This window comes from Amycolatopsis sp. NBC_00355 (assembly GCF_036104975.1).
Taxonomy (GTDB): Bacteria; Actinomycetota; Actinomycetes; order Mycobacteriales; family Pseudonocardiaceae; genus Amycolatopsis.
Genome location: NZ_CP107982.1, coordinates 8,939,437 through 8,956,411 on the forward strand (window position 1 = coordinate 8,939,437; position 16,975 = coordinate 8,956,411).

Below are 16,975 nucleotides of genomic sequence, written 5' to 3' on the forward strand. Positions count from 1 at the left end.
CAGCGTGCTGCCACAATGGCTCGATGGACAGGGCCAAACCGGAGCCGATGGAGGGGACCATAACCGCGGGCTCGGACTTCCTGCAGCTCGACGTCCGGGCCGCGCCGCCGGGCGGCCTCGCGGACTGGCTCGCCGGGCAGCTGCGGGCCGCGGTCGCCGACGGCCGGCTCCCGGTCGGCGGGCGCCTCCCGGCGTCCCGGGTGCTGGCGGCCGAGCTGTGCGTGTCGCGGGGTGTGGTCACCGAGGCGTACCAGCGGCTGATCGACGACGGCCACGCGGCGGGCCGCGGCCGGGCCGGCACGGTCGTCGTGGCGGCGCCGGTGCTCGCGCCCGCGCCGGTGCGGCGGCCGGTGCCCGCGAAGGTCATCACGGCGCTGCCGGGCGCCGACGTCTTCGACGAGGTCCGCGCGACCCCGGCCCGGATCGACCTCACGCCGGGCGTGCCGGACCTGACGGCGTTCCCGCGCGCGGCGTGGCTGCGGGCGGAGCGCGCGGTGCTGGACGAGCTGGAGCCGGCCCACTTCGGCTACGGCGACCCGCGCGGGGCGCCGGCGATGCGGCTGGCGGTGTCGCGCTGGCTGGCGCGCGGCCGCGGCATCCGCGCGGACCCGGGCGAGATCATCGTGGTGTCGGGGGTGGCGCAGGGCCTGACGCTGCTCGGCGAGGTGCTGCGGCAGCGGGGTGTCGACGAGATCGCCGTCGAGGACCCGGGTTCACTCGGCGCGCGGCAGCACCTGCACCACAACGGCCTGGCGACCCCGCCGATCCCGGTCGACGACGACGGCCTGCGCGTCGACGAGCTGCGGGCGAGCGGCGCGCGGGCGGTGCTGGTGACGCCGGCCCACCAGTTCCCGACGGGCGTGGTCCTGGGCGGCGAGCGCCGCCGCGAGCTGATGCGCTGGGCGGGCGAGGGCGGCCTGGTCGTCGAGGACGACTACGACGCCGAGCACCGCTACGACCGCGCGCCGGTGCCCGCAGTCCGGTCGATGCTGCCGGAGGTCTGTTACACGGGCAGCGTCTCGAAGCTGCTGGCCCCGGCCCTGCGCGTCGGGTGGCTGCTCCCGCCGCCGGAGCTGCGCGAGGACCTCGTCGCGGCCAAGCGGTTCGCCGACCTGGGCAACCCGGTGCTGGCCCAGCTGGTGCTGGCCCGGCTGATGGAGACGGGTGAGCTGGAGCGCCAGCTGCGCTCGGTCCGGGCCCGCCACCGCCGCCGTCGCGACGCGATGATCCGCGCCGTGGCGGCAGCGCTCCCGGCCGCGCGGGTGCACGGCGCGGCGGCGGGCCTGCACCTGACGATCACGTTCGGGCCGGGCTTCGACGACGTCGCGCTGGCTTCGGCGGCGCTGGCCGAGGGGGTGAAGGTCCAGCCGTTGTCGTGGCACCGCCAGCGGCCGGGGCGGCCGGGCCTGGTCATGGGCTACGCGGCCCGGACGGCGGGGGAGATCACCGACGGCGTGGCCGTGCTGGGCCGTCTTCTCCGTTAGCGCCGGGTTACCGCGACGTCACTTCGCGGCAACACCTTAAAGAGTCCACAAAGGATATTCACGCCGGTGTGATCATGCTCTCGCAGGCTGTTCGACGCGATGGTTGCCATACGCAAGCAAGTTGCTTAGCCTAGCTAAGGGACTTGCGAGCGGAAGGTTTACACACAGTGGCGAAAAGCCGGACGTATTCGATCGAGGAACTGGGGCCTCGGTACAAGTGGATCGCACTGTCCAACACGACGCTGGGCATGCTGATCGCCACGATCAACTCGTCGATCGTGCTCATCGCGCTGCCCGACATCTTCAAGGGCATCGGGATCAACCCCCTGGAACCCGCCAACACCAGCTACCTGCTGTGGATGATCATGGGCTTCCTCGTGGTCACCGCGGTCCTGGTGGTGAGCTTCGGGCGGCTCGGCGACATGTACGGCCGCGCCCGGATGTACAACCTGGGCTTCGCCGTCTTCACCGTTTCTTCCGTCATGCTGGCCATCACCTGGTTCGACGGTGACGCGGCCGCGCTGTGGCTGATCGGCTGGCGGATCGTGCAGGGCGTCGGCGGGGCCTTCCTGATGGCGAACTCCTCGGCGATCCTCACCGACGCCTTCCCGGCCAACCAGCGCGGCCTCGCGCTCGGCATGAACGGCGTCGCGGCCATCGCGGGCTCGTTCCTCGGCCTGGTCGTCGGCGGCGTGCTGGCGCCGATCGACTGGAACCTGATCTTCCTGGTCTCGGTGCCCTTCGGCGTGATCGGCACGATCTGGGCGTACCTCAAGCTGCACGACACCGGCGTCCGCAAGCACGCGCGGATGGACTGGTGGGGCAACATCACCTTCGCCGTCGGCCTGATCTCGGTGCTGGTCGGCATCACCTACGGCATCCAGCCCTACGGCTCCTCGCCGACCGGCTGGGGCAGCCCGATGGTGCTCTCGTGCCTGATCGGCGGCGTCGCGGTGCTGATCGGCTTCGTGGTCATCGAGACCAAGGTCGACAACCCGCTGTTCCGGCTCTCCCTGTTCAAGATCCGGTCGTTCACCTGGGGCAACATCGCGAACCTGACCGCGTCGCTCGGCCGCGGCGGGCTCCAGTTCATCCTGATCATCTGGCTGCAGGGCATCTGGCTCCCGCAGCACGGCTACACGTTCGAGCAGACGCCGTTGTGGGCGGGCATCTACATGCTGCCGATGACGGTCGGGTTCCTGCTGGCCGCGCCGACGTCGGGCATCCTCGCCGACCGGATCGGCAGCCGGATGCTGGCCTCCACCGGCCTGGCGATCACGGCGCTGACGTTCCTGCTGCTGATCATCCTGCCGGTGAACTTCGACTACTGGGCGTTCGCGGCGATCCTGCTGATCAACGGCATCGGCATGGGCATGTTCTCCTCGCCCAACCGCGCCGAGGTGATGAACAGCCTCCCGGCCGACGCGCGCGGCTCGGGCGCGGGCATGATGACGACCTTCCAGAACGCGGCGATGGTCCTGTCGATCGGCTTCTTCTTCAGCCTGATCATCTCGGGCCTCTCGAGCACCCTCCCGTCGACGATGCACGACGGCCTCCTGGCCCACGGCGTCCCCGAGGCGGCGGCGTCCCAGGTGGCCGGCCTGCCGGCGGTGGCGGTCCTGTTCGCGGCGTTCCTGGGGTACAACCCGATCCAGCAGCTGCTGGGCGGCCAGCTCTCGTCGCTGCCGCCGGACCAGGCCCAGTTCCTGACGGGCCGCAGCTTCTTCCCGAACCTGATCTCGGGCCCGTTCCAGTCGGGCTTGGCGGTGGCGTTCGGTTTCGCGATCGTGGTCTGCCTGATCGGCGCGGTGGCATCGCTGCTGACCAAGGACGCAAAGAAGCCGAAGGGCCAGTCGGTGGGCGAGGAACTGGCCGCAGTGGCCGGCGAGTCGGGCACCGGCCCCAGCGAACTGGTGGCGCCGGCCGTCGAGCGCTGACGGTGGTTCCGGAAGCCGGGTACCGCACCTGCGGTACCCGGCTTCTGTCGTTGAAGGGAACGGATGCCGCGCTACGAAGCCACCAGGTTCTCCCCGCGGACCGAAGCCGACCTGCGTGCCGCGGGCTGGCCCTGGACATCTACGGCCCGGGCATTTCAAGCGCCAGGGAACCTTTCGAGCTGAATCCGCTCCGGCTGGTCAGTGAACTCGAGCGCTTCGCGGAGTGGAGCGTGGAACTCGAGACATCGTTGTTCCCGGTCAGGCTGCTGGATCACGGCCGGTTCCTGCTGGGCATCTCCGAGAAGAGCGAGATCTTCCTCGTGGAAGCCTGGGTGGCCACCTTCGGCATTGGCGACGCGGGACTGGAGAACCTGATACTGGGCGTGCTGCCGAAGACGGTGGCCGAGTGACTCAGGCCACGGCCATGGCGGGCTCGCCGACCTCGGCCGGAAGAGCGGCTTCGGCCTTCTTCGCCCGGCGGCGGGCGATGATCCGGCGTCCGACGTCGATCATCGGCACCTCGACCCAGCGGTAGAGGAGGTCGGCGGCCAGCAGCCCGACGATCGTCACGGCGACCGCGGTGAGCGTGCGGTGCGGCGCGAACTGGGGGATCGCGCCGGCGAGGGCCATCGCGACCACGCCCTGCATGAGGTAGAGCGAGTAGGAGCGCTCGCCGATGAACCGCAGCGGTGCCAGCGACAGCACCCACGCGAGCGGGCCCCCGGCGACCAGCGACGGCACGAGCAGCGCCGCGAGCAGGACGTAGCACGTCCCGGTGATCGAACCGCCCTCGTCGTGCAGGAACGCGGTGATCTCGCCGAACATGGTCTGGACCGCGATCAGCGCGGCGGCGACCACGAGCCCGACGGCCGGGTGGGTGAAGAACCGCAGCGCGGCGAAGCCCTTGCGGTGGTGCAGCACGATCGCCAGCGTGCAGCCGATCAGGATCGGCGAGTACGCGCCCGCGTAGGGCATGAAGGGGATCAGCGCGAGCATGACGGCCACGAGAACCAGCGAGAGGCTCAGCCGCTTGACGAAACCGAGCGCGCCGACGCCGAAGGCGAGCAGCGGCCACACGAGGTAGAACTTCTGCTCGACGCCGAGGGTCCAGGCCTGGCCGAACAGGGTCATCTGGTGGTACTCGCCGACGAAGGCGACGTTCCACGGCAGCGCCGTCACGATCCCGCTGTGCCGCAGGCCCAGGCCGCGGAAGTAGGCGAAGACGACGACCACGCCGATGACGACGTAGTAGACGGGGAGGATGCGGAACGCCCGGCGGATGTAGAACTCGGCCAGGGAAACCCGGCCGTTGCGGGCCTCCTCGCGCAGCGCCAGGGTGGTGATCAGGAAGCCGGAGAGCACGAAGAACAGGTGCACCCCGATCCAGCCGTTGGCCCGCACCCAGCCGGGGCCGCCGTAGTGGAAGACGACCACGAGCACGGCGGCGATGGCACGAACGCCGTCGAGGGCGCCGAATCTTCGGGTGGCCAGGTACTCGTCGTGCGTCATCATCACGTGATCCCCCCACGCTGCACAGCCGACTGAACTCGCCCAATGTAATCGGGCGAAGCTGGCATTCACTCGTTGGGGTGACATTTTGACGGTAAACCGGTCGAGCCAGGCGGGGGCGCGCCGGAATCGTGACTGGGGAGGCTGTGGTGTTCACTATTTCGGTTGGGGCACGGACCCGCGCCTCTTCTCCGGCCAGATCGCCGAGGCGGCGTTCTACGAGTACGCCGTCGGACCGACGACCGCCGCGGCTCACTTCCAGGCGCGGGCGGCGGCCGGTTCGCTCGCGAAGATCACGCTGCCCAGCTGCCGGATCGCCGCTCAGCTGAGCTACGACACCGCGGCCGACCGGCTCACCGAGGTCGTCGACCGCAACGGCGGGCACTGGCGACTCGGACGTCCGGTCGTCGCGGGCACCGAAACCAACCTCATCCGCACGACTCAGGGCAGTGACCCCGGGAACCGGCCGCACTTCTACGACTACGACCCGGTACGAGGCCGGATCCTGCGGTACGTCGCGCCGTTGGGGCAGGGCATCCGCCCGGAAGGCCGGCGGGACAGCGGCGGCAACCCGCTGCCTCCGGACAACCCCACCTGTGATCCGTCGGCACCGTGCGGCAACGTCGTCGCGCGCAAGACGTGCCGCGTCGCGCCTGGCGCGACGTACACCTGCACGGACGTAGGCGTCCGCGCTCTGCCGCTGACGGAGACCACCCCCGACGGCGCGGTCACCCGCCACCAGCACGCGGACGGAACCGAAGCGGCGGTGGGCGGCGGCAACGTCCCGGCCGGTCTGCTCCTGCAGACGGCCGACCCGCGCGACGGCGTCACGAGTTACTCCTACTTCCGCAACGGCGACTTGGCGAAGGTCGTCGACCCGGGCCGCGGCCACGGGCCCCGGTGCGGTCAACTCCGTCACCGGTGTCACGCACACCGCGCAGACGCTCACCGGCTACGACGGCTTCGGCAACCGGACGTGGATGGTCGACGCCGGCGGCAACAAGTACGAGTACGGCTACACGGCGCGCAACGCAACCCGGAAACCCACCCGGGCCCGGCGCTTGCGGGGTGTGTGCGCCGCCACCTCCCGGGGGCCGTTGGTGGCCTCCGCCCCCGCCGCCGGGCATCCAGGCACGGATCGACCAGAACGAGAAGGCCCGCAATGTCGCCGACCCATCCCGGACGGCGCCCAGAACCCGTACTTCGGTGGGGGAGGCGTCCCGTCGGACCTCAACCTGCCGGCGAGCATGGCTGCAGGCCTCCTCGGCGGCCTGCAGGACCTGGTCAACATCTACCAGGGCTTCCTCAACCAGATCCTGGACCCGAAGAACCCGGTGGTCCACGACGTCGACCCGCCGGTCCCGTTCCCGTTGCTGCCGGCTCAGGCTTCGGTCTGGGACGACTGTGGCGGCGGTGTCCTGCGGGACGACTTCAACGGCGGGACCCGGAGAACGGGAAACAGCAGCCGATCAACGTCTGCGGGTTCGACTGCTCCGAGATATCGGAAAACCTGCTCGAATAATTTCCACCATGTGTACGCTGACGGTAAGTATGCTTACGACCCGCGTCTGAGCATGAACGCGATTCCGTGGGGAGACTATGTGCGGAAATGAAGTCTCTTAATGACGGCTTGCGGTGGGGAAGCCCGGGATTCGCGGGGCCGTTCTCATGATTGATTCGAGTTCGATCCTGGAAACACTTTCGGCTCGCGGGGCGGTTGCCTGGGCGCGGATCTCCGTGGGCGTTGACCCTGTGGACGGCTTCGTCCGGCCACCGTTCGTGGTCTGGAGGTACGGCGATCCACCTGCTGGCCTTGGTGATCGGTTGAACGGGGTTGTAGCGGGGTTCGGAGGGTCTTTTGAATGGCGCTTGGACACGGTTGCGCGACATTGGACCCTGGCTCCGAACTTTGTGCGATCGGGCTTGCGGGACGCCGATCCGCAAGACGTCGAGGCATTGACTCGGATCAAGAAAACGTCTCAGCGATCCTGCGTTGCCGCAACCGAAGAACTGGGTGCGCTCATGAAAGAACTCGCCGACGGCGGATGACTGCGTCGACCTACCGGCCCAGTGAAGCGCGCTGGATCTTCACCGGCTTGGCCGGTGCGCCGTCCAGCGGCCCGTTCGGATCGGTCGGGATGATGCCGTCCGCGACCATGTGGTCGATCGCCGACATCCCGCTCACCACGCGCCCCATGACCGAGTAGTTCGCCGGGATGTTCGCGAACGAATGCACGATGAAGAACTCCGACCCGTTGGTCCCCGGGCCCTGGTTCCCCATGGCGATCGTCCCGCGCGGGTACGTCTCCGCGCCCGACACCTCGTCCGGGAACTTGTACCCCGGGCCGCCCTTTTCGACTTCGTAGATGTCGCCGCACTGCAGGACGCCCAGCCGGGCTGAGTTCGACAGCCGCCAGCACTGGGAGTGGTCGTAGAACCGCTGCAAGACCAGGGATGCCATGTTGTGCACCGCGCACGGGGCCGCACCCGCGCGGTCCAAGCGCACCGTCACCGGGCCGTAGTTGAAGCGGAACGTGACGTCCACGGTCCCGCGAGTCAGTGCGAACGGCAACGGACGGACCACCGGACGGGCGGCCGGGTTCGCGGGCGTCGGCGTGAACTGGCACGGGACCACGATCGACGATGCCGAAGCCGGGACGGCCGGGGCCACCAGCAGGGCACCCAGGACACCGACGAGAGCCAAACCCCAGCGCAACTTCATGGGCCGGGAGGTTAGCGGGTCACCAACTACTTGCGCCAGGCCGTGCGGCGCTTGCGGATGTCGAGCACCAGCAGCAGGACCAGGAACGCGGCCAGGCCGACCAGCCAGACGTTCTCGGTGTTGTTCTCGTGGTTGCCCTTGATCATCACGAGCAGGATGACCGCGCTGACCCAGCCGGCGATCCGGGTGCCCTTCGGGAAGGAGCCGTGCCAGCCCCAGGCCGCGGACGGCTCGTCGCGGGGGTCGACCTCGGGCCGCTTCTCGACCGCCTTGCCTGCCACGATGAACTCCCTCAAGACCCATGAACCACGTACCCGGCGATGATCCCACACCTGCGCGTGCGCCGCGGACACGGCCCGCGTGGCTTGCGTCTCCCGGTCACGGGCGATCGCGGCGGGCTTCCGGGCGGCCGGGGCCCGTCCGGCGAGGGAACCTCCGCGTGCGCCGCGGACACGGCCCGCGCGACAATGGCCCGCGATGACTACCTCGCGAAGCGTCCTCGTGCTCGGCTCGACCGGGTCCATCGGAGTGCAGGCCCTCGACGTCGCGGCGCGCAACCCGCACCTGTTCCGGGTGGCCGGGATCGCCGCGGGCGGCGCCGATCCGGCGGCCCTCGCCGCGCAGGCGCTCGCGCACGGCGTCGAGGCCGTCGCCGTGACCAGGGCCACGGCCGCCGAAGACCTGCAGCTCGCGCTGTACGCCGAAGCGCAGAAGCGCGGCTACTCCCAGGGCGACTTCAAGCTCCCGCGGCTCTTCGCGGGCTCGGACGCGGTCACCGAGCTGATCGACGCCGTGAAGGTCGACACCGTCCTCAACGCGCTGCCCGGCTCGCGCGGCCTCGAGCCGACGCTGCGGGCGCTGGCCACCGGCGCCACCCTCGCCTTGGCCAACAAGGAGTCGCTGATCGCCGGCGGGCCGCTCGTGCTCGCCGCGGCCAAGCCCGGGCAGCTCGTGCCCGTCGACTCCGAGCACTCCGCGATCGCGCAGGCCCTGCGCGCCGGTCGGCAGAGCGAGGTCGCCCGGCTCGTGCTCACCGCGTCCGGGGGGCCGTTCCGCGGCCGCAAGCGGGCCGAGCTGGCCGACGTCACCGTCGAGCAGGCCATGGCGCACCCGACCTGGTCGATGGGCCCGTTGATCACCATCAACTCGGCCACCCTGGTCAACAAGGGCCTCGAGCTGATCGAAGCCGCGCTGCTGTTCGACATCGCGCCGGAGAAGATCGACGTCACCGTGCACCCGCAGTCGATCGTGCACTCCATGGTGACTTTCACCGACGGCTCGACGATCGCCCAGGCCAGCCCGCCCGACATGCGGCTGCCGATCGCGCTCGCGCTGCACTGGCCCGACCGGGTGCCCGGCGCCGCCGCCGCGTGCGCCTGGGACAAGGCCGCGACCTGGACTTTCGAGCCGCTGGACAACGAGGCCTTCCCGGCCGTCGAGCTGGCCCGGCACTGCGGCACGGTGGGCGGCTGCCTGCCCGCGGTCTACAACGCCGCGAACGAGGAGCTCGTCGCCGCCTTCCTGGCGCAGAACACCCGCTTCACGTCGATAGTGGACACTGTTTCCGAGGTGGTGGGAGCCGCCGACGAATGGCGTCGCGAACCTCGCGACGTCGAGGACGTTCTCGCGGCCGAGCGCTGGGCTCGCGCCCGGGCCGGTTCGATCATCGAGGGGAAGTAGCGGGTGCTCGCCTACATCATCGGTGTGGTGCTCTTCGCGCTGGGGATCTGCGTCTCCGTCGCGTTGCACGAAGCCGGTCACATGGTCACCGCGAAGGCCTTCGGCATGAAGGTCCGGCGGTACTTCGTGGGCTTCGGGCCCACGGTGTTCTCCTGGCGCCGCGGGGAGACCGAATACGGCCTGAAGTGGATCCCGCTCGGCGGGTTCTGCGACATCGCGGGCATGACGGCGCTCGACGAGGTCACGCCGGACGAGGCGCCGCGCGCGATGTGGCGGTTCAAGACCTGGAAGCGCACCGTCGTGATGAGCGCCGGGTCGATCACGCACTTCATCCTCGGCTTCGTGGTGCTCTACCTGATGGCCGTCACGATGGGCCTGCCGAACCTGACCCCCGCCGACCCCTCGCCGGTGCTGGCGACGACGTCCTGCGCGCGGTCGGCGACGACCGAGGAGCAGGCCAAGGACACCAGCTGCCCGCCGGGCGCCCTGACGCCGGCGAAGACCGCGGGCCTTCAGGCCGGGGACAAGGTCCTCTCGGTCGGCGGCAAGCCGGTGGCGAGTTGGACGGAGATGCTCGCGGCCGTGCAGGCCACCAGCGGCCCGACCGAGTTCGACGTGGTCCGCAACGGGCAGAACCTCTCGCTCGTCGTCGACGTGCCGAAGGTGCAGCGGTGGAGCAGCGCGGGCGTCCGTGAGGTCGGCATGATCGGCGCGTCGCCGGTGACACCCGCGATCACCACGCAGTACGGCCCGGTCGCCGCGGTCGGCGCCACCTTCAGCTTCACCGGCACGATGTTCGCCGAGACGGCGCAGCGGCTCGTGCAGTTCCCCGAGCGCATCCCCGCCGTGGTCTCCGCGATCTTCGGCGGCGAACGGGACCCGAACACCCCGGTCAGCGTCGTCGGCGCGAGCCGGATCGGCGGCGAGGCGGTCGAGCAGGGCATCTGGGTGCTGTTCTTCTTCCTGCTGGCCAGCCTGAACTTCTTCATCGGCGTGTTCAACCTGCTGCCGCTGCTCCCGCTCGACGGCGGGCACATCGCGGTGGTCTGGTACGAGCGGGTCCGCGACTGGATCCGCGGCCTGCGGGGCAAGGCGGCCGGTGGTCCGGTGGACTACACGAAGCTGTCCGGGCTCACGATGGTCCTGGTGCTCATCGGCGGTGCGGTGACCCTACTCACGGTGACGGCCGACATCGTCAATCCGATTCGCTTGCAGTAACGCCACGCCACGGAGGGGTTCCGGCTCCTCCGTGGCGTTCGGCACACGCCGTAATACTGCTCACCGTGACGGCTGACTTGGTGTAGGGCGCCCACTCGGGGTAGGTACGCTGGAAGTCGTGACCGTCGCACTCGGTATGCCCGCCCTGCCCCCGCCCGTCCTCTCCGAGCGCCGCAAGACCCGCCAGCTCCAGGTGGGCTCGGTCGGTGTCGGGAGCGACTTCCCGATCTCCGTCCAGTCGATGACGACGACGCTCACCTCCGACGTCAACGCGACCCTGCAGCAGATCGCCGAGCTCACGGCGGCGGGGTGCGACATCGTCCGCGTCGCCTGCCCCTCGGCCGACGACGCCGAGGCGCTGCCCGCGATCGCGAAGAAGTCGCAGATCCCGGTGATCGCCGACATCCACTTCCAGCCGAAGTACGTCTTCGCCGCGATCGAGGCCGGCTGCGCCGCGGTCCGCGTGAACCCGGGCAACATCCGGAAGTTCGACGACCAGGTCAAGGAGATCGCGCACGCCGCGAAGGACCACGGCACGCCGATCCGGATCGGCGTCAACGCCGGCTCGCTCGACAAGCGGATCATGGACAAGTACGGCAAGGCGACCCCGGAAGCGCTGGCCGAGTCGGCGCTGTGGGAGGCGTCGCTGTTCGCCGAGCACGACTTCCACGACATCAAGATCTCGGTCAAGCACAACGACCCGGTGGTCATGGTCCGCGCCTACGAGCTGCTCGCCGAGCAGTGCGACTACCCGCTGCACCTCGGCGTCACCGAGGCCGGCCCGGCGTTCCAGGGCACCATCAAGTCGGCCGTCGCGTTCGGCGCGCTGCTGCGGCAGGGGATCGGCGACACGATCCGGGTGTCGCTGTCCGCGCCGCCGGTCGAAGAGGTCAAGGTCGGCATCCAGATCCTGCAGTCGCTGAACCTCAAGCAGCGCAAGCTGGAGATCGTGTCGTGCCCCTCGTGCGGGCGCGCGCAGGTCGACGTCTACACGCTCGCCGAGCAGGTCACCGCCGGGCTCGAGGGCATGGAGATCCCGCTGCGGGTGGCCGTCATGGGCTGCGTCGTCAACGGCCCGGGCGAGGCCCGCGAGGCCGACCTCGGCGTCGCGTCGGGCAACGGCAAGGGCCAGATCTTCGTCAAGGGCGAGGTCATCAAGACGGTGCCGGAGCACGCGATCGTCGAGACCCTGATCGAGGAGGCCATGCGCATCGCCGAAGAGGCGGGCGAAGGCCTCGGCGAGGGCGCGCCGGTCGTCACCGCCGGCTGAGGGCGCTCACCCTTGCAGGTGGTGCTGGGCGGCGTCGCGGATCTGCAGCCGGACGTTCTCCAGCGCGGCCGCGACTTCGTCGATCTGCTGTGACGCGAGCTGGATCGAGCCCTGGATCGCGGTCGCGCTCGACGTCTCCCCGAGTAGGCCCATGACCTGGGCCTGCAGGTCTTCGAGGTCGCTCTTCGTCGCGAGCGCGATGCCGGTGGGCACTTGGTCGGCGAGCAGCTCCAGCTGCTGCGCCTGCTCCTGGATCGTCATCGGTGGTTCCTTCCGCGGTGGGGACGCACCTTCCGTGTTAGCAGAAACCGGAACTGTCGGTGGTGACGTTTACGCTGGCATTCGTGAGCGTGGGCTGGGCCGTCGGCGAGCCGCACCCGGCGGTGCGGCCCCTGGTCACGCGCTACATCGGGTACGCGCAGGACGATGTGACGCTGGCCGTGCACCGCGGGCTGCCGTCCCGGTACGTGACGCTCGTCATCAGCCTGGCCGGGCCGGTCCGGATGGCCGGGCACTCCCTGCAGGCCCTGGTCGGCGGGCTGCACACGAGCGCGGTGCTGATCGAGCAGGACCGCATTCAGGAAGGCCTCCAGCTCGAGCTCGACCCGCTGGGCGTGCGCACGCTGCTCGGCGTGACCGCGGCCGAGCTGAGCGGTGACGTCGTGGACCTGGCCGAGTTCGGCCTCGGCGACCTGTCGGAGCGGCTGCGGGAGCGGCCGACGTGGCCCGAGCGGTTCTCCCTGCTCGACGACGTCCTGGCGGCGCGGGCGGTGGACCCGCGGCGGCCGCCTCCCGAGCTGGGGGAGGCGTGGCGCCGGATGCGCGGCGCCGACGGGCAGGTGCGTGTCGCGGACCTCGCCGGCGAGGTCGGCTGGAGCCGGCGGCACCTGGGCGAGCGCTTCCGGGCGGAGCTGGGCCTGGCGCCGAAGCAGGCGGCGCGCGTGCTGCGGTTCGAGCGAGCCGGGAGGCTGTTGCGTGATGGCCACTGCGACCTGGCCGCGCTCGCCGTCGAGTGCGGCTTCTACGACCAGGCGCACCTGAGCAACGAGTGGCGGGCGCTGGCCGGGTGCACCCCGGGCACGTGGATCGCCGAGGAGCTCCCGTTCCTCCAAGACGGGGAGGTCGCCGCCGGGCAAAACTCACCGGTATGACTCCTGCACCGAACGTCTGGCCGGCCCTGCGTTACGACGACGCCCCGGCCGCGGTCCGTTTCCTCGTCGACGTCCTGGGCTTCACCGAGACGCTGGTGGTCCCCGACGGCGACCTCGTCGCCCACGCCGAGCTGCGCTGGCCCGAAGGCGGCGCCGTGATGCTGGGCAGCGTCCGGCCGCCCGACGGCGTCCACGACGCGATGAAGCCCGGCACCGGCGCGGTGTACGTCGTGTCGGACCACGTGGACGACGTCCACGCGAAGGCGAAGGCCGCCGGCGCCGAGATCACGGCCGAGCTGACCGACACGGACTACGGCTCGCACACGTTCAGCCTGCGCGACCCGGAGGGCAACGCCTGGACGTTCGGCACCTACCGCGGCGCACCCTGACCGACCCCGGTGGCGAGGGGATCGGGCGCGCCGTGACCGACCCGGTGGCGGCGCGACCGCCCGGGTCGACGGCGGACGGCTGCCCGGGTGCCTCGCTTCGGCCGGTTCCGCGCTCGCGGCAGGCCATGGCCGGGTCGAATCCTCGGTTCGCACCGGCAAAAGTTGCCGCTGCCGGAAGCGACGGCCTGCCCGGGTGGCTCGCCACCTTCGCCGCCGAGTGTCGGCGCCGGCAAACCACCCGTGCGCCCGCGGCGGTCGGCTGAACCCGGCCGCGCTCGTGACGGTCGGCTGAATCCCCTGGCCCCGCCATGGCGGCCTGGCCGAACCCGGCCGCGCCCACGGCGGCCGGTCGAACCCGGCCCACCGGGCCCGATCCGCGGCGGGGCGATTGGGGCGCTTTGGCCGCGCCTGTGGTAGTCGGTTGACCCGGCCTACCGGGCCTGGATCTGCGGCGGGCCGGTCGGGCGCGGCTGCTTCGGCCGCCCCCGCGGCGGCCGATCGAACCCGGCCTACCGGGCCTAACCCGCAGCGCGCCGATCGGGCGCGGCCGCGCTGGCCGCGCCCGCACCCCACCGCCTACTGGACGGGCCGCTCGAAGGTGACCAGCAGGCCTTCCACCCCGCCGGGGCCGACCCGGCCCTTGACCTCGGCCGACGTGATGGCCTTGAGCTGCCACCCGTCCGCGGCGTGGTCGTTGAGCAGCTTCTCGAGTTTGTCCCCGGACATCTTGCCGCCCAGGAGCTTCTCGCGGACCTCGACGACCTTGTACGCGTAGCGCTGCATGTCTTCGATTCTGCCCGGTTCGCCGGACACCGGCTGTTCATCTGAGCGTGTCGGGAGGCTCGCGTTCCGTTTCGGCTGTTCATCTGGCACCCTGGACCCCGTGTTGCGGCTTGCAGGTGCACGGCTGCTCGATGATCGGGACTATCCGGCGGTCCGTGCCGCGCTCGCCGCCGACCCGGTGGGCAGCTGCATGGTCAGTGCCAGGGTGGAGGCCGCGGGCCTCGATCCCTGGCGGCTCGGTGGCGAGCTCTGGGCGGCCGACGCCCGCCCGGTCCGCGCCGGGCGGCTCCAAGGGCTGTGCTTCTCCGGCCCCAACCTGATCCCCCTGCGCGGCAACGCGCCCGCGTTGCGCTCCTTCGCCGATCGCGCGCTGCGCCGGCAGCGGACGTGCTCGTCGCTGGTCGGCCCGGCCGAGCAGGTGCTCGGGTTGTGGGACGAACTCTCCGACGAGTGGGGTCCGGCCCGCGAAGTGCGCGACGACCAGCCGTTGATGGCGCTCGACACGCTGCCGATCATCAAGGCGGACCCGGCGGTCCGGCCGGTCCGTCCGGACGAGCTCGAGCGCTACCTGCCCGCGGCCGTCGCGATGTTCATCGAAGAGGTCGGCGTCGACCCGCGCAGCGGTGACGGCGGCGCCAGCTACCGCGCCCGCGTCACCGAACTGATCGCCGCCGGGCGCGCGTTCGCCCGGTTCGAGCACGGCGAGGTCGTGTTCAAGGCGGAGATCGGCGCGATGTCGGCGTCCGTCGGCCAGATCCAGGGCGTCTGGGTGCACCCCGACCGCCGCGGCGGCGGTCTCGGCACCGCGGGCACGGCCGCCGTGGTGAACCGGCTCGTCCGCGGCCTCGGCCGCACCGCGAGCCTCTACGTCAACGGCTACAACAAACCCGCCCTCGCGGCCTACCGCAAGATCGGCTTCCAGCAGGTCGGCCAGTACGCGACGGTGCTGTTCTAGCACTCTTCCGTGGCGGCGTTTCACCCCCGCCGCGCGCCCCTGACCAGGGCATCATCCCGCCATGAGTGCACGTCGAAGCGGTGCCGCCCTCGCGGTGCTGCTGCTCGCCGCCTCGACCGCGGCCGGCTGTTCGGGCGGCGGCCCCGAGGACGCCCTCTCCGCGTTCCTGGACGCCGTCGCGTCCGGGGACATCGCCGCCGCCGCGGCCAACACCGACTCGCCGGACGCGGCGAAGACCGTGCTGACGCAGGTCCGCGGCGCTCTCGACCCGGAGTCCCTGGACGTCGAGGACGAAGAGGTGAAGGAGCCGGCGGACGGCGACACCGTCACGGCCGGCTACCAGCTCACCTGGCACCTCCCGCACGGGCGCACCTGGTCCTACCGCGCCGACGCCCAGCTGCGCGCGGCCGAGAACGGCTGGCAGGTGCACTGGCAGCCGACGGTCGTGCACCCGCAGCTCGCGGTCGGCCAGACCCTCGGCGTGCTGCCGCAGCTGCCGGAGATGGCGCCGGTCCTCGACCGCGACGGCGTGCCGCTGATGCGCCCGCAGACCGTGATCGGCGTGGTCGTCGACCCGGCGAAGACCGGCGACGCGGGCGCGGTGGCCAAGTCGCTCGCCGCCGCGCTGCACCGGTACGAGCCGTCGGTGACGGGCCGCTCGCTGCTGGACGGCATGGGCAAGACCAAACCCGGCGCCACGTTCCCGGTGATCACCCTGCGCGCCGGCGACTACCAGCGGGTCAAGCCGGTGATCTACGACCTGCCCGGCGTCCGGTTCGCCGCCCAGGAACGGCTGCTGCCGGTGACGCGCGGGTCCGGGACGCAGGTGCTGCCGGCCATCCGCGCGCTGGTCGAGCAGGACCTGGCCGGGGCGGCGGGCTGGCGGATCGTCACCCAGGACGTCACCGGCGGCGAGGTGTCCGAGCTGCAGGCCGAACCGCCGAAGCCCGGGCCCGCGATCACCAGCACGCTCAGCGCGCGGATCCAGGACGCCGCCGAGAAGGCCCTCGCGCCGGCCGAATACCCGGCCGCGCTGGTGGCCATCCAGCCATCGAGCGGCGACATCCTGGCCGTGGCGCAGAACGAGGCGGCCGACGCCGAAGGTTCGCTGGCGCTGGCCGGGCGGTTCCCGCCGGGTTCGACGTTCAAGATCGTCACCGCGGCGGCCGCCCTGGCGGACGGCGACGTCGAGGCCGACAGCCCGGTCGACTGCCCCGGCACCACGACGATCGAGAACCGCGTCGTGCCGAACGAAGGCCGCTTCGACCTGGGCCGGGTCTCGTTGAAGACGGCGTTCGCGAAGTCGTGCAACACCACCTTCGCCCGGCTCGCGGCCGGGCTGCCGGGGGCGGCGCTGACCGACACGGCCAAGTCGTTCGGCATCGGCGCGGACTTCGTCGTCCCGGGCCTGACCACGGTCACCGGCGCGGTCCCGGCCACCGACTCCGCCGTCCAGCGCGCGGAAAACGGCTTCGGCCAGGGGACGGTGGTGACCAGCCCGTTCGGGATGGCCCTGGTCGCGGCGACCGTGCAGGCCGGGAAGGTGCCGACGCCGTCGCTGGTGAAGGGGCGCCCGGCGACCGTGCAGGGCACCGGCGACGCGCCGTCGGACGACGTGCTCGGGGCGCTGCGCGGGATGATGCGCGAGGTCGTCACGTCGGGGACCGCGACCGGGCTGCGGGACATCCCCGACGTCGCCGGCAAGACCGGCACGGCCCAGTTCGGCGACGGCTCCCGCTCCCACGGCTGGTTCGTCGGCTACCGCGGCGACCTGGCGTTCGCGGTGCTGCTGACCGAGGCGGGCTCCTCCAAACCGGCGGTTCAGGCCGCACACCGGTTCCTGGCGGCGATCGGCTGAGCGGTGCGTCGTAAGGTGG

Annotated in this window: 16 protein-coding genes; 11 read left to right on the forward strand and 5 right to left on the reverse strand. The window is 71.2% G+C overall.

All coding sequences use genetic code 11. From position 1 onward, the window contains the following. Nucleotides 1–23 precede the first annotated feature (23 nt). The 3 genes from pdxR to OHS18_RS41385 all read left to right on the forward strand — a co-directional run bounded on the left by pdxR (nt 24) and on the right by OHS18_RS41385 (nt 3,831). Complete coding sequence (gene pdxR, locus OHS18_RS41375; protein ID WP_328614458.1) at nt 24–1,484, forward strand: MocR-like pyridoxine biosynthesis transcription factor PdxR; 1,461 nt, start codon at nt 24–26, stop codon at nt 1,482–1,484. Nucleotides 1,485–1,651: 167 nt separating this feature from the next. After that, nucleotides 1,652–3,421, forward strand: coding sequence for an MFS transporter (locus OHS18_RS41380; RefSeq protein ID WP_328614459.1), 1,770 nt, complete (start codon nt 1,652–1,654; stop codon nt 3,419–3,421). A 2-nt stretch (nt 3,422–3,423) separates the two neighbouring features. Then, complete coding sequence (locus OHS18_RS41385) at nt 3,424–3,831, forward strand: SUKH-3 domain-containing protein (protein WP_328614460.1); 408 nt, start codon at nt 3,424–3,426, stop codon at nt 3,829–3,831. A gap of 1 nt (nt 3,832) precedes the next feature. Here the strand turns inward: OHS18_RS41385 and OHS18_RS41390 are convergent, their stop codons facing one another. Then, complete coding sequence (locus OHS18_RS41390) at nt 3,833–4,933, reverse strand: acyltransferase family protein (RefSeq protein WP_328614461.1); 1,101 nt, start codon at nt 4,931–4,933, stop codon at nt 3,833–3,835. 977 nt (nt 4,934–5,910) lie between these two features. On the opposite strand from OHS18_RS41390, the gene OHS18_RS41395 reads away from it, so the two are divergent. Beyond that, nucleotides 5,911–6,543, forward strand: a complete 633-nt coding sequence (locus OHS18_RS41395; protein WP_328614462.1) for a hypothetical protein — start codon at nt 5,911–5,913, stop codon at nt 6,541–6,543. 446 nt (nt 6,544–6,989) lie between these two features. On the opposite strand, the gene OHS18_RS41400 is transcribed toward OHS18_RS41395, so the two are convergent. Both OHS18_RS41400 and OHS18_RS41405 read right to left on the reverse strand, forming a co-directional pair. After that, a complete protein-coding gene (locus OHS18_RS41400) occupies nt 6,990–7,652 on the reverse strand; it encodes a peptidylprolyl isomerase (protein WP_328614463.1) in 663 nt (220 codons plus the stop codon). Between the two features lie 26 nt (nt 7,653–7,678). After that, nucleotides 7,679–7,933, reverse strand: a complete 255-nt coding sequence (locus OHS18_RS41405; protein ID WP_247062457.1) for a DUF2631 domain-containing protein — start codon at nt 7,931–7,933, stop codon at nt 7,679–7,681. Between the two features lie 196 nt (nt 7,934–8,129). On the opposite strand from OHS18_RS41405, the gene dxr reads away from it, so the two are divergent. The 3 genes from dxr to ispG all read left to right on the forward strand — a co-directional run bounded on the left by dxr (nt 8,130) and on the right by ispG (nt 11,820). After that, entirely contained in the window at nt 8,130–9,332 is a 1,203-nt protein-coding gene (gene dxr / locus OHS18_RS41410) for a 1-deoxy-D-xylulose-5-phosphate reductoisomerase (protein WP_328614464.1), read from the forward strand. A 3-nt stretch (nt 9,333–9,335) separates the two neighbouring features. After that, complete coding sequence (locus tag OHS18_RS41415; protein ID WP_328443184.1) at nt 9,336–10,550, forward strand: M50 family metallopeptidase; 1,215 nt, start codon at nt 9,336–9,338, stop codon at nt 10,548–10,550. Between the two features lie 118 nt (nt 10,551–10,668). Continuing rightward, nucleotides 10,669–11,820: a flavodoxin-dependent (E)-4-hydroxy-3-methylbut-2-enyl-diphosphate synthase gene (ispG, locus tag OHS18_RS41420; RefSeq protein WP_328443183.1), complete on the forward strand. Its 1,152-nt coding sequence runs from the start codon at nt 10,669–10,671 to the stop codon at nt 11,818–11,820. 6 nt (nt 11,821–11,826) lie between these two features. Here the strand turns inward: ispG and OHS18_RS41425 are convergent, their stop codons facing one another. Continuing rightward, entirely contained in the window at nt 11,827–12,081 is a 255-nt protein-coding gene (locus OHS18_RS41425; protein ID WP_328443182.1) for a hypothetical protein, read from the reverse strand. Between the two features lie 83 nt (nt 12,082–12,164). Here OHS18_RS41425 and OHS18_RS41430 point away from each other — a divergent pair, with 83 nt between their 5' ends. Beyond that, the gene (locus OHS18_RS41430; protein WP_328614465.1) at nt 12,165–12,971 is read left to right on the forward strand and encodes a helix-turn-helix domain-containing protein; all 807 of its coding nucleotides are present in this window, start codon (nt 12,165–12,167) and stop codon (nt 12,969–12,971) included. Next, complete coding sequence (locus tag OHS18_RS41435; protein WP_328614466.1) at nt 12,968–13,360, forward strand: VOC family protein; 393 nt, start codon at nt 12,968–12,970, stop codon at nt 13,358–13,360. The genes OHS18_RS41430 and OHS18_RS41435 overlap by 4 nt, the downstream gene beginning before the upstream one ends. 576 nt (nt 13,361–13,936) lie before the next feature. On the opposite strand, the gene OHS18_RS41440 is transcribed toward OHS18_RS41435, so the two are convergent. Then, on the reverse strand, nt 13,937–14,143 hold the full coding sequence (locus tag OHS18_RS41440; protein ID WP_328614467.1) for a DUF4177 domain-containing protein: 207 nt from the start codon (nt 14,141–14,143) through the stop codon (nt 13,937–13,939). A 100-nt stretch (nt 14,144–14,243) separates the two neighbouring features. Here OHS18_RS41440 and OHS18_RS41445 point away from each other — a divergent pair, with 100 nt between their 5' ends. Both OHS18_RS41445 and OHS18_RS41450 read left to right on the forward strand, forming a co-directional pair. Then, nucleotides 14,244–15,098 (forward strand): GNAT family N-acetyltransferase, encoded by an 855-nt coding sequence (locus OHS18_RS41445; protein ID WP_328443179.1) that lies wholly within the window; start codon nt 14,244–14,246, stop codon nt 15,096–15,098. Nucleotides 15,099–15,159: 61 nt separating this feature from the next. After that, nucleotides 15,160–16,956, forward strand: coding sequence for a penicillin-binding transpeptidase domain-containing protein (locus OHS18_RS41450; RefSeq protein WP_328614468.1), 1,797 nt, complete (start codon nt 15,160–15,162; stop codon nt 16,954–16,956). Nucleotides 16,957–16,975: the final 19 nt, after the last annotated feature.

Excerpts from the sequence above, each read along its gene's own strand:
- pdxR (WP_328614458.1), top strand. The coding sequence starts at position 24 with ATGGACAGGGCCAAACCGGAGCCGATGGAGGGGACCATAACCGCGGGC.
- OHS18_RS41390 (WP_328614461.1), bottom strand. The coding sequence starts at position 4,933 with ATGATGACGCACGACGAGTACCTGGCCACCCGAAGATTCGGCGCCCTC.
- OHS18_RS41395 (WP_328614462.1), top strand. The coding sequence starts at position 5,911 with ATGGTCGACGCCGGCGGCAACAAGTACGAGTACGGCTACACGGCGCGC.
- OHS18_RS41400 (WP_328614463.1), bottom strand. The coding sequence starts at position 7,652 with ATGAAGTTGCGCTGGGGTTTGGCTCTCGTCGGTGTCCTGGGTGCCCTG.
- dxr (WP_328614464.1), top strand. The coding sequence starts at position 8,130 with ATGACTACCTCGCGAAGCGTCCTCGTGCTCGGCTCGACCGGGTCCATC.
- OHS18_RS41425 (WP_328443182.1), bottom strand. The coding sequence starts at position 12,081 with ATGACGATCCAGGAGCAGGCGCAGCAGCTGGAGCTGCTCGCCGACCAA.
- OHS18_RS41435 (WP_328614466.1), top strand. The coding sequence starts at position 12,968 with ATGACTCCTGCACCGAACGTCTGGCCGGCCCTGCGTTACGACGACGCC.
- OHS18_RS41440 (WP_328614467.1), bottom strand. The coding sequence starts at position 14,143 with ATGCAGCGCTACGCGTACAAGGTCGTCGAGGTCCGCGAGAAGCTCCTG.
- OHS18_RS41450 (WP_328614468.1), top strand. The coding sequence starts at position 15,160 with ATGAGTGCACGTCGAAGCGGTGCCGCCCTCGCGGTGCTGCTGCTCGCC.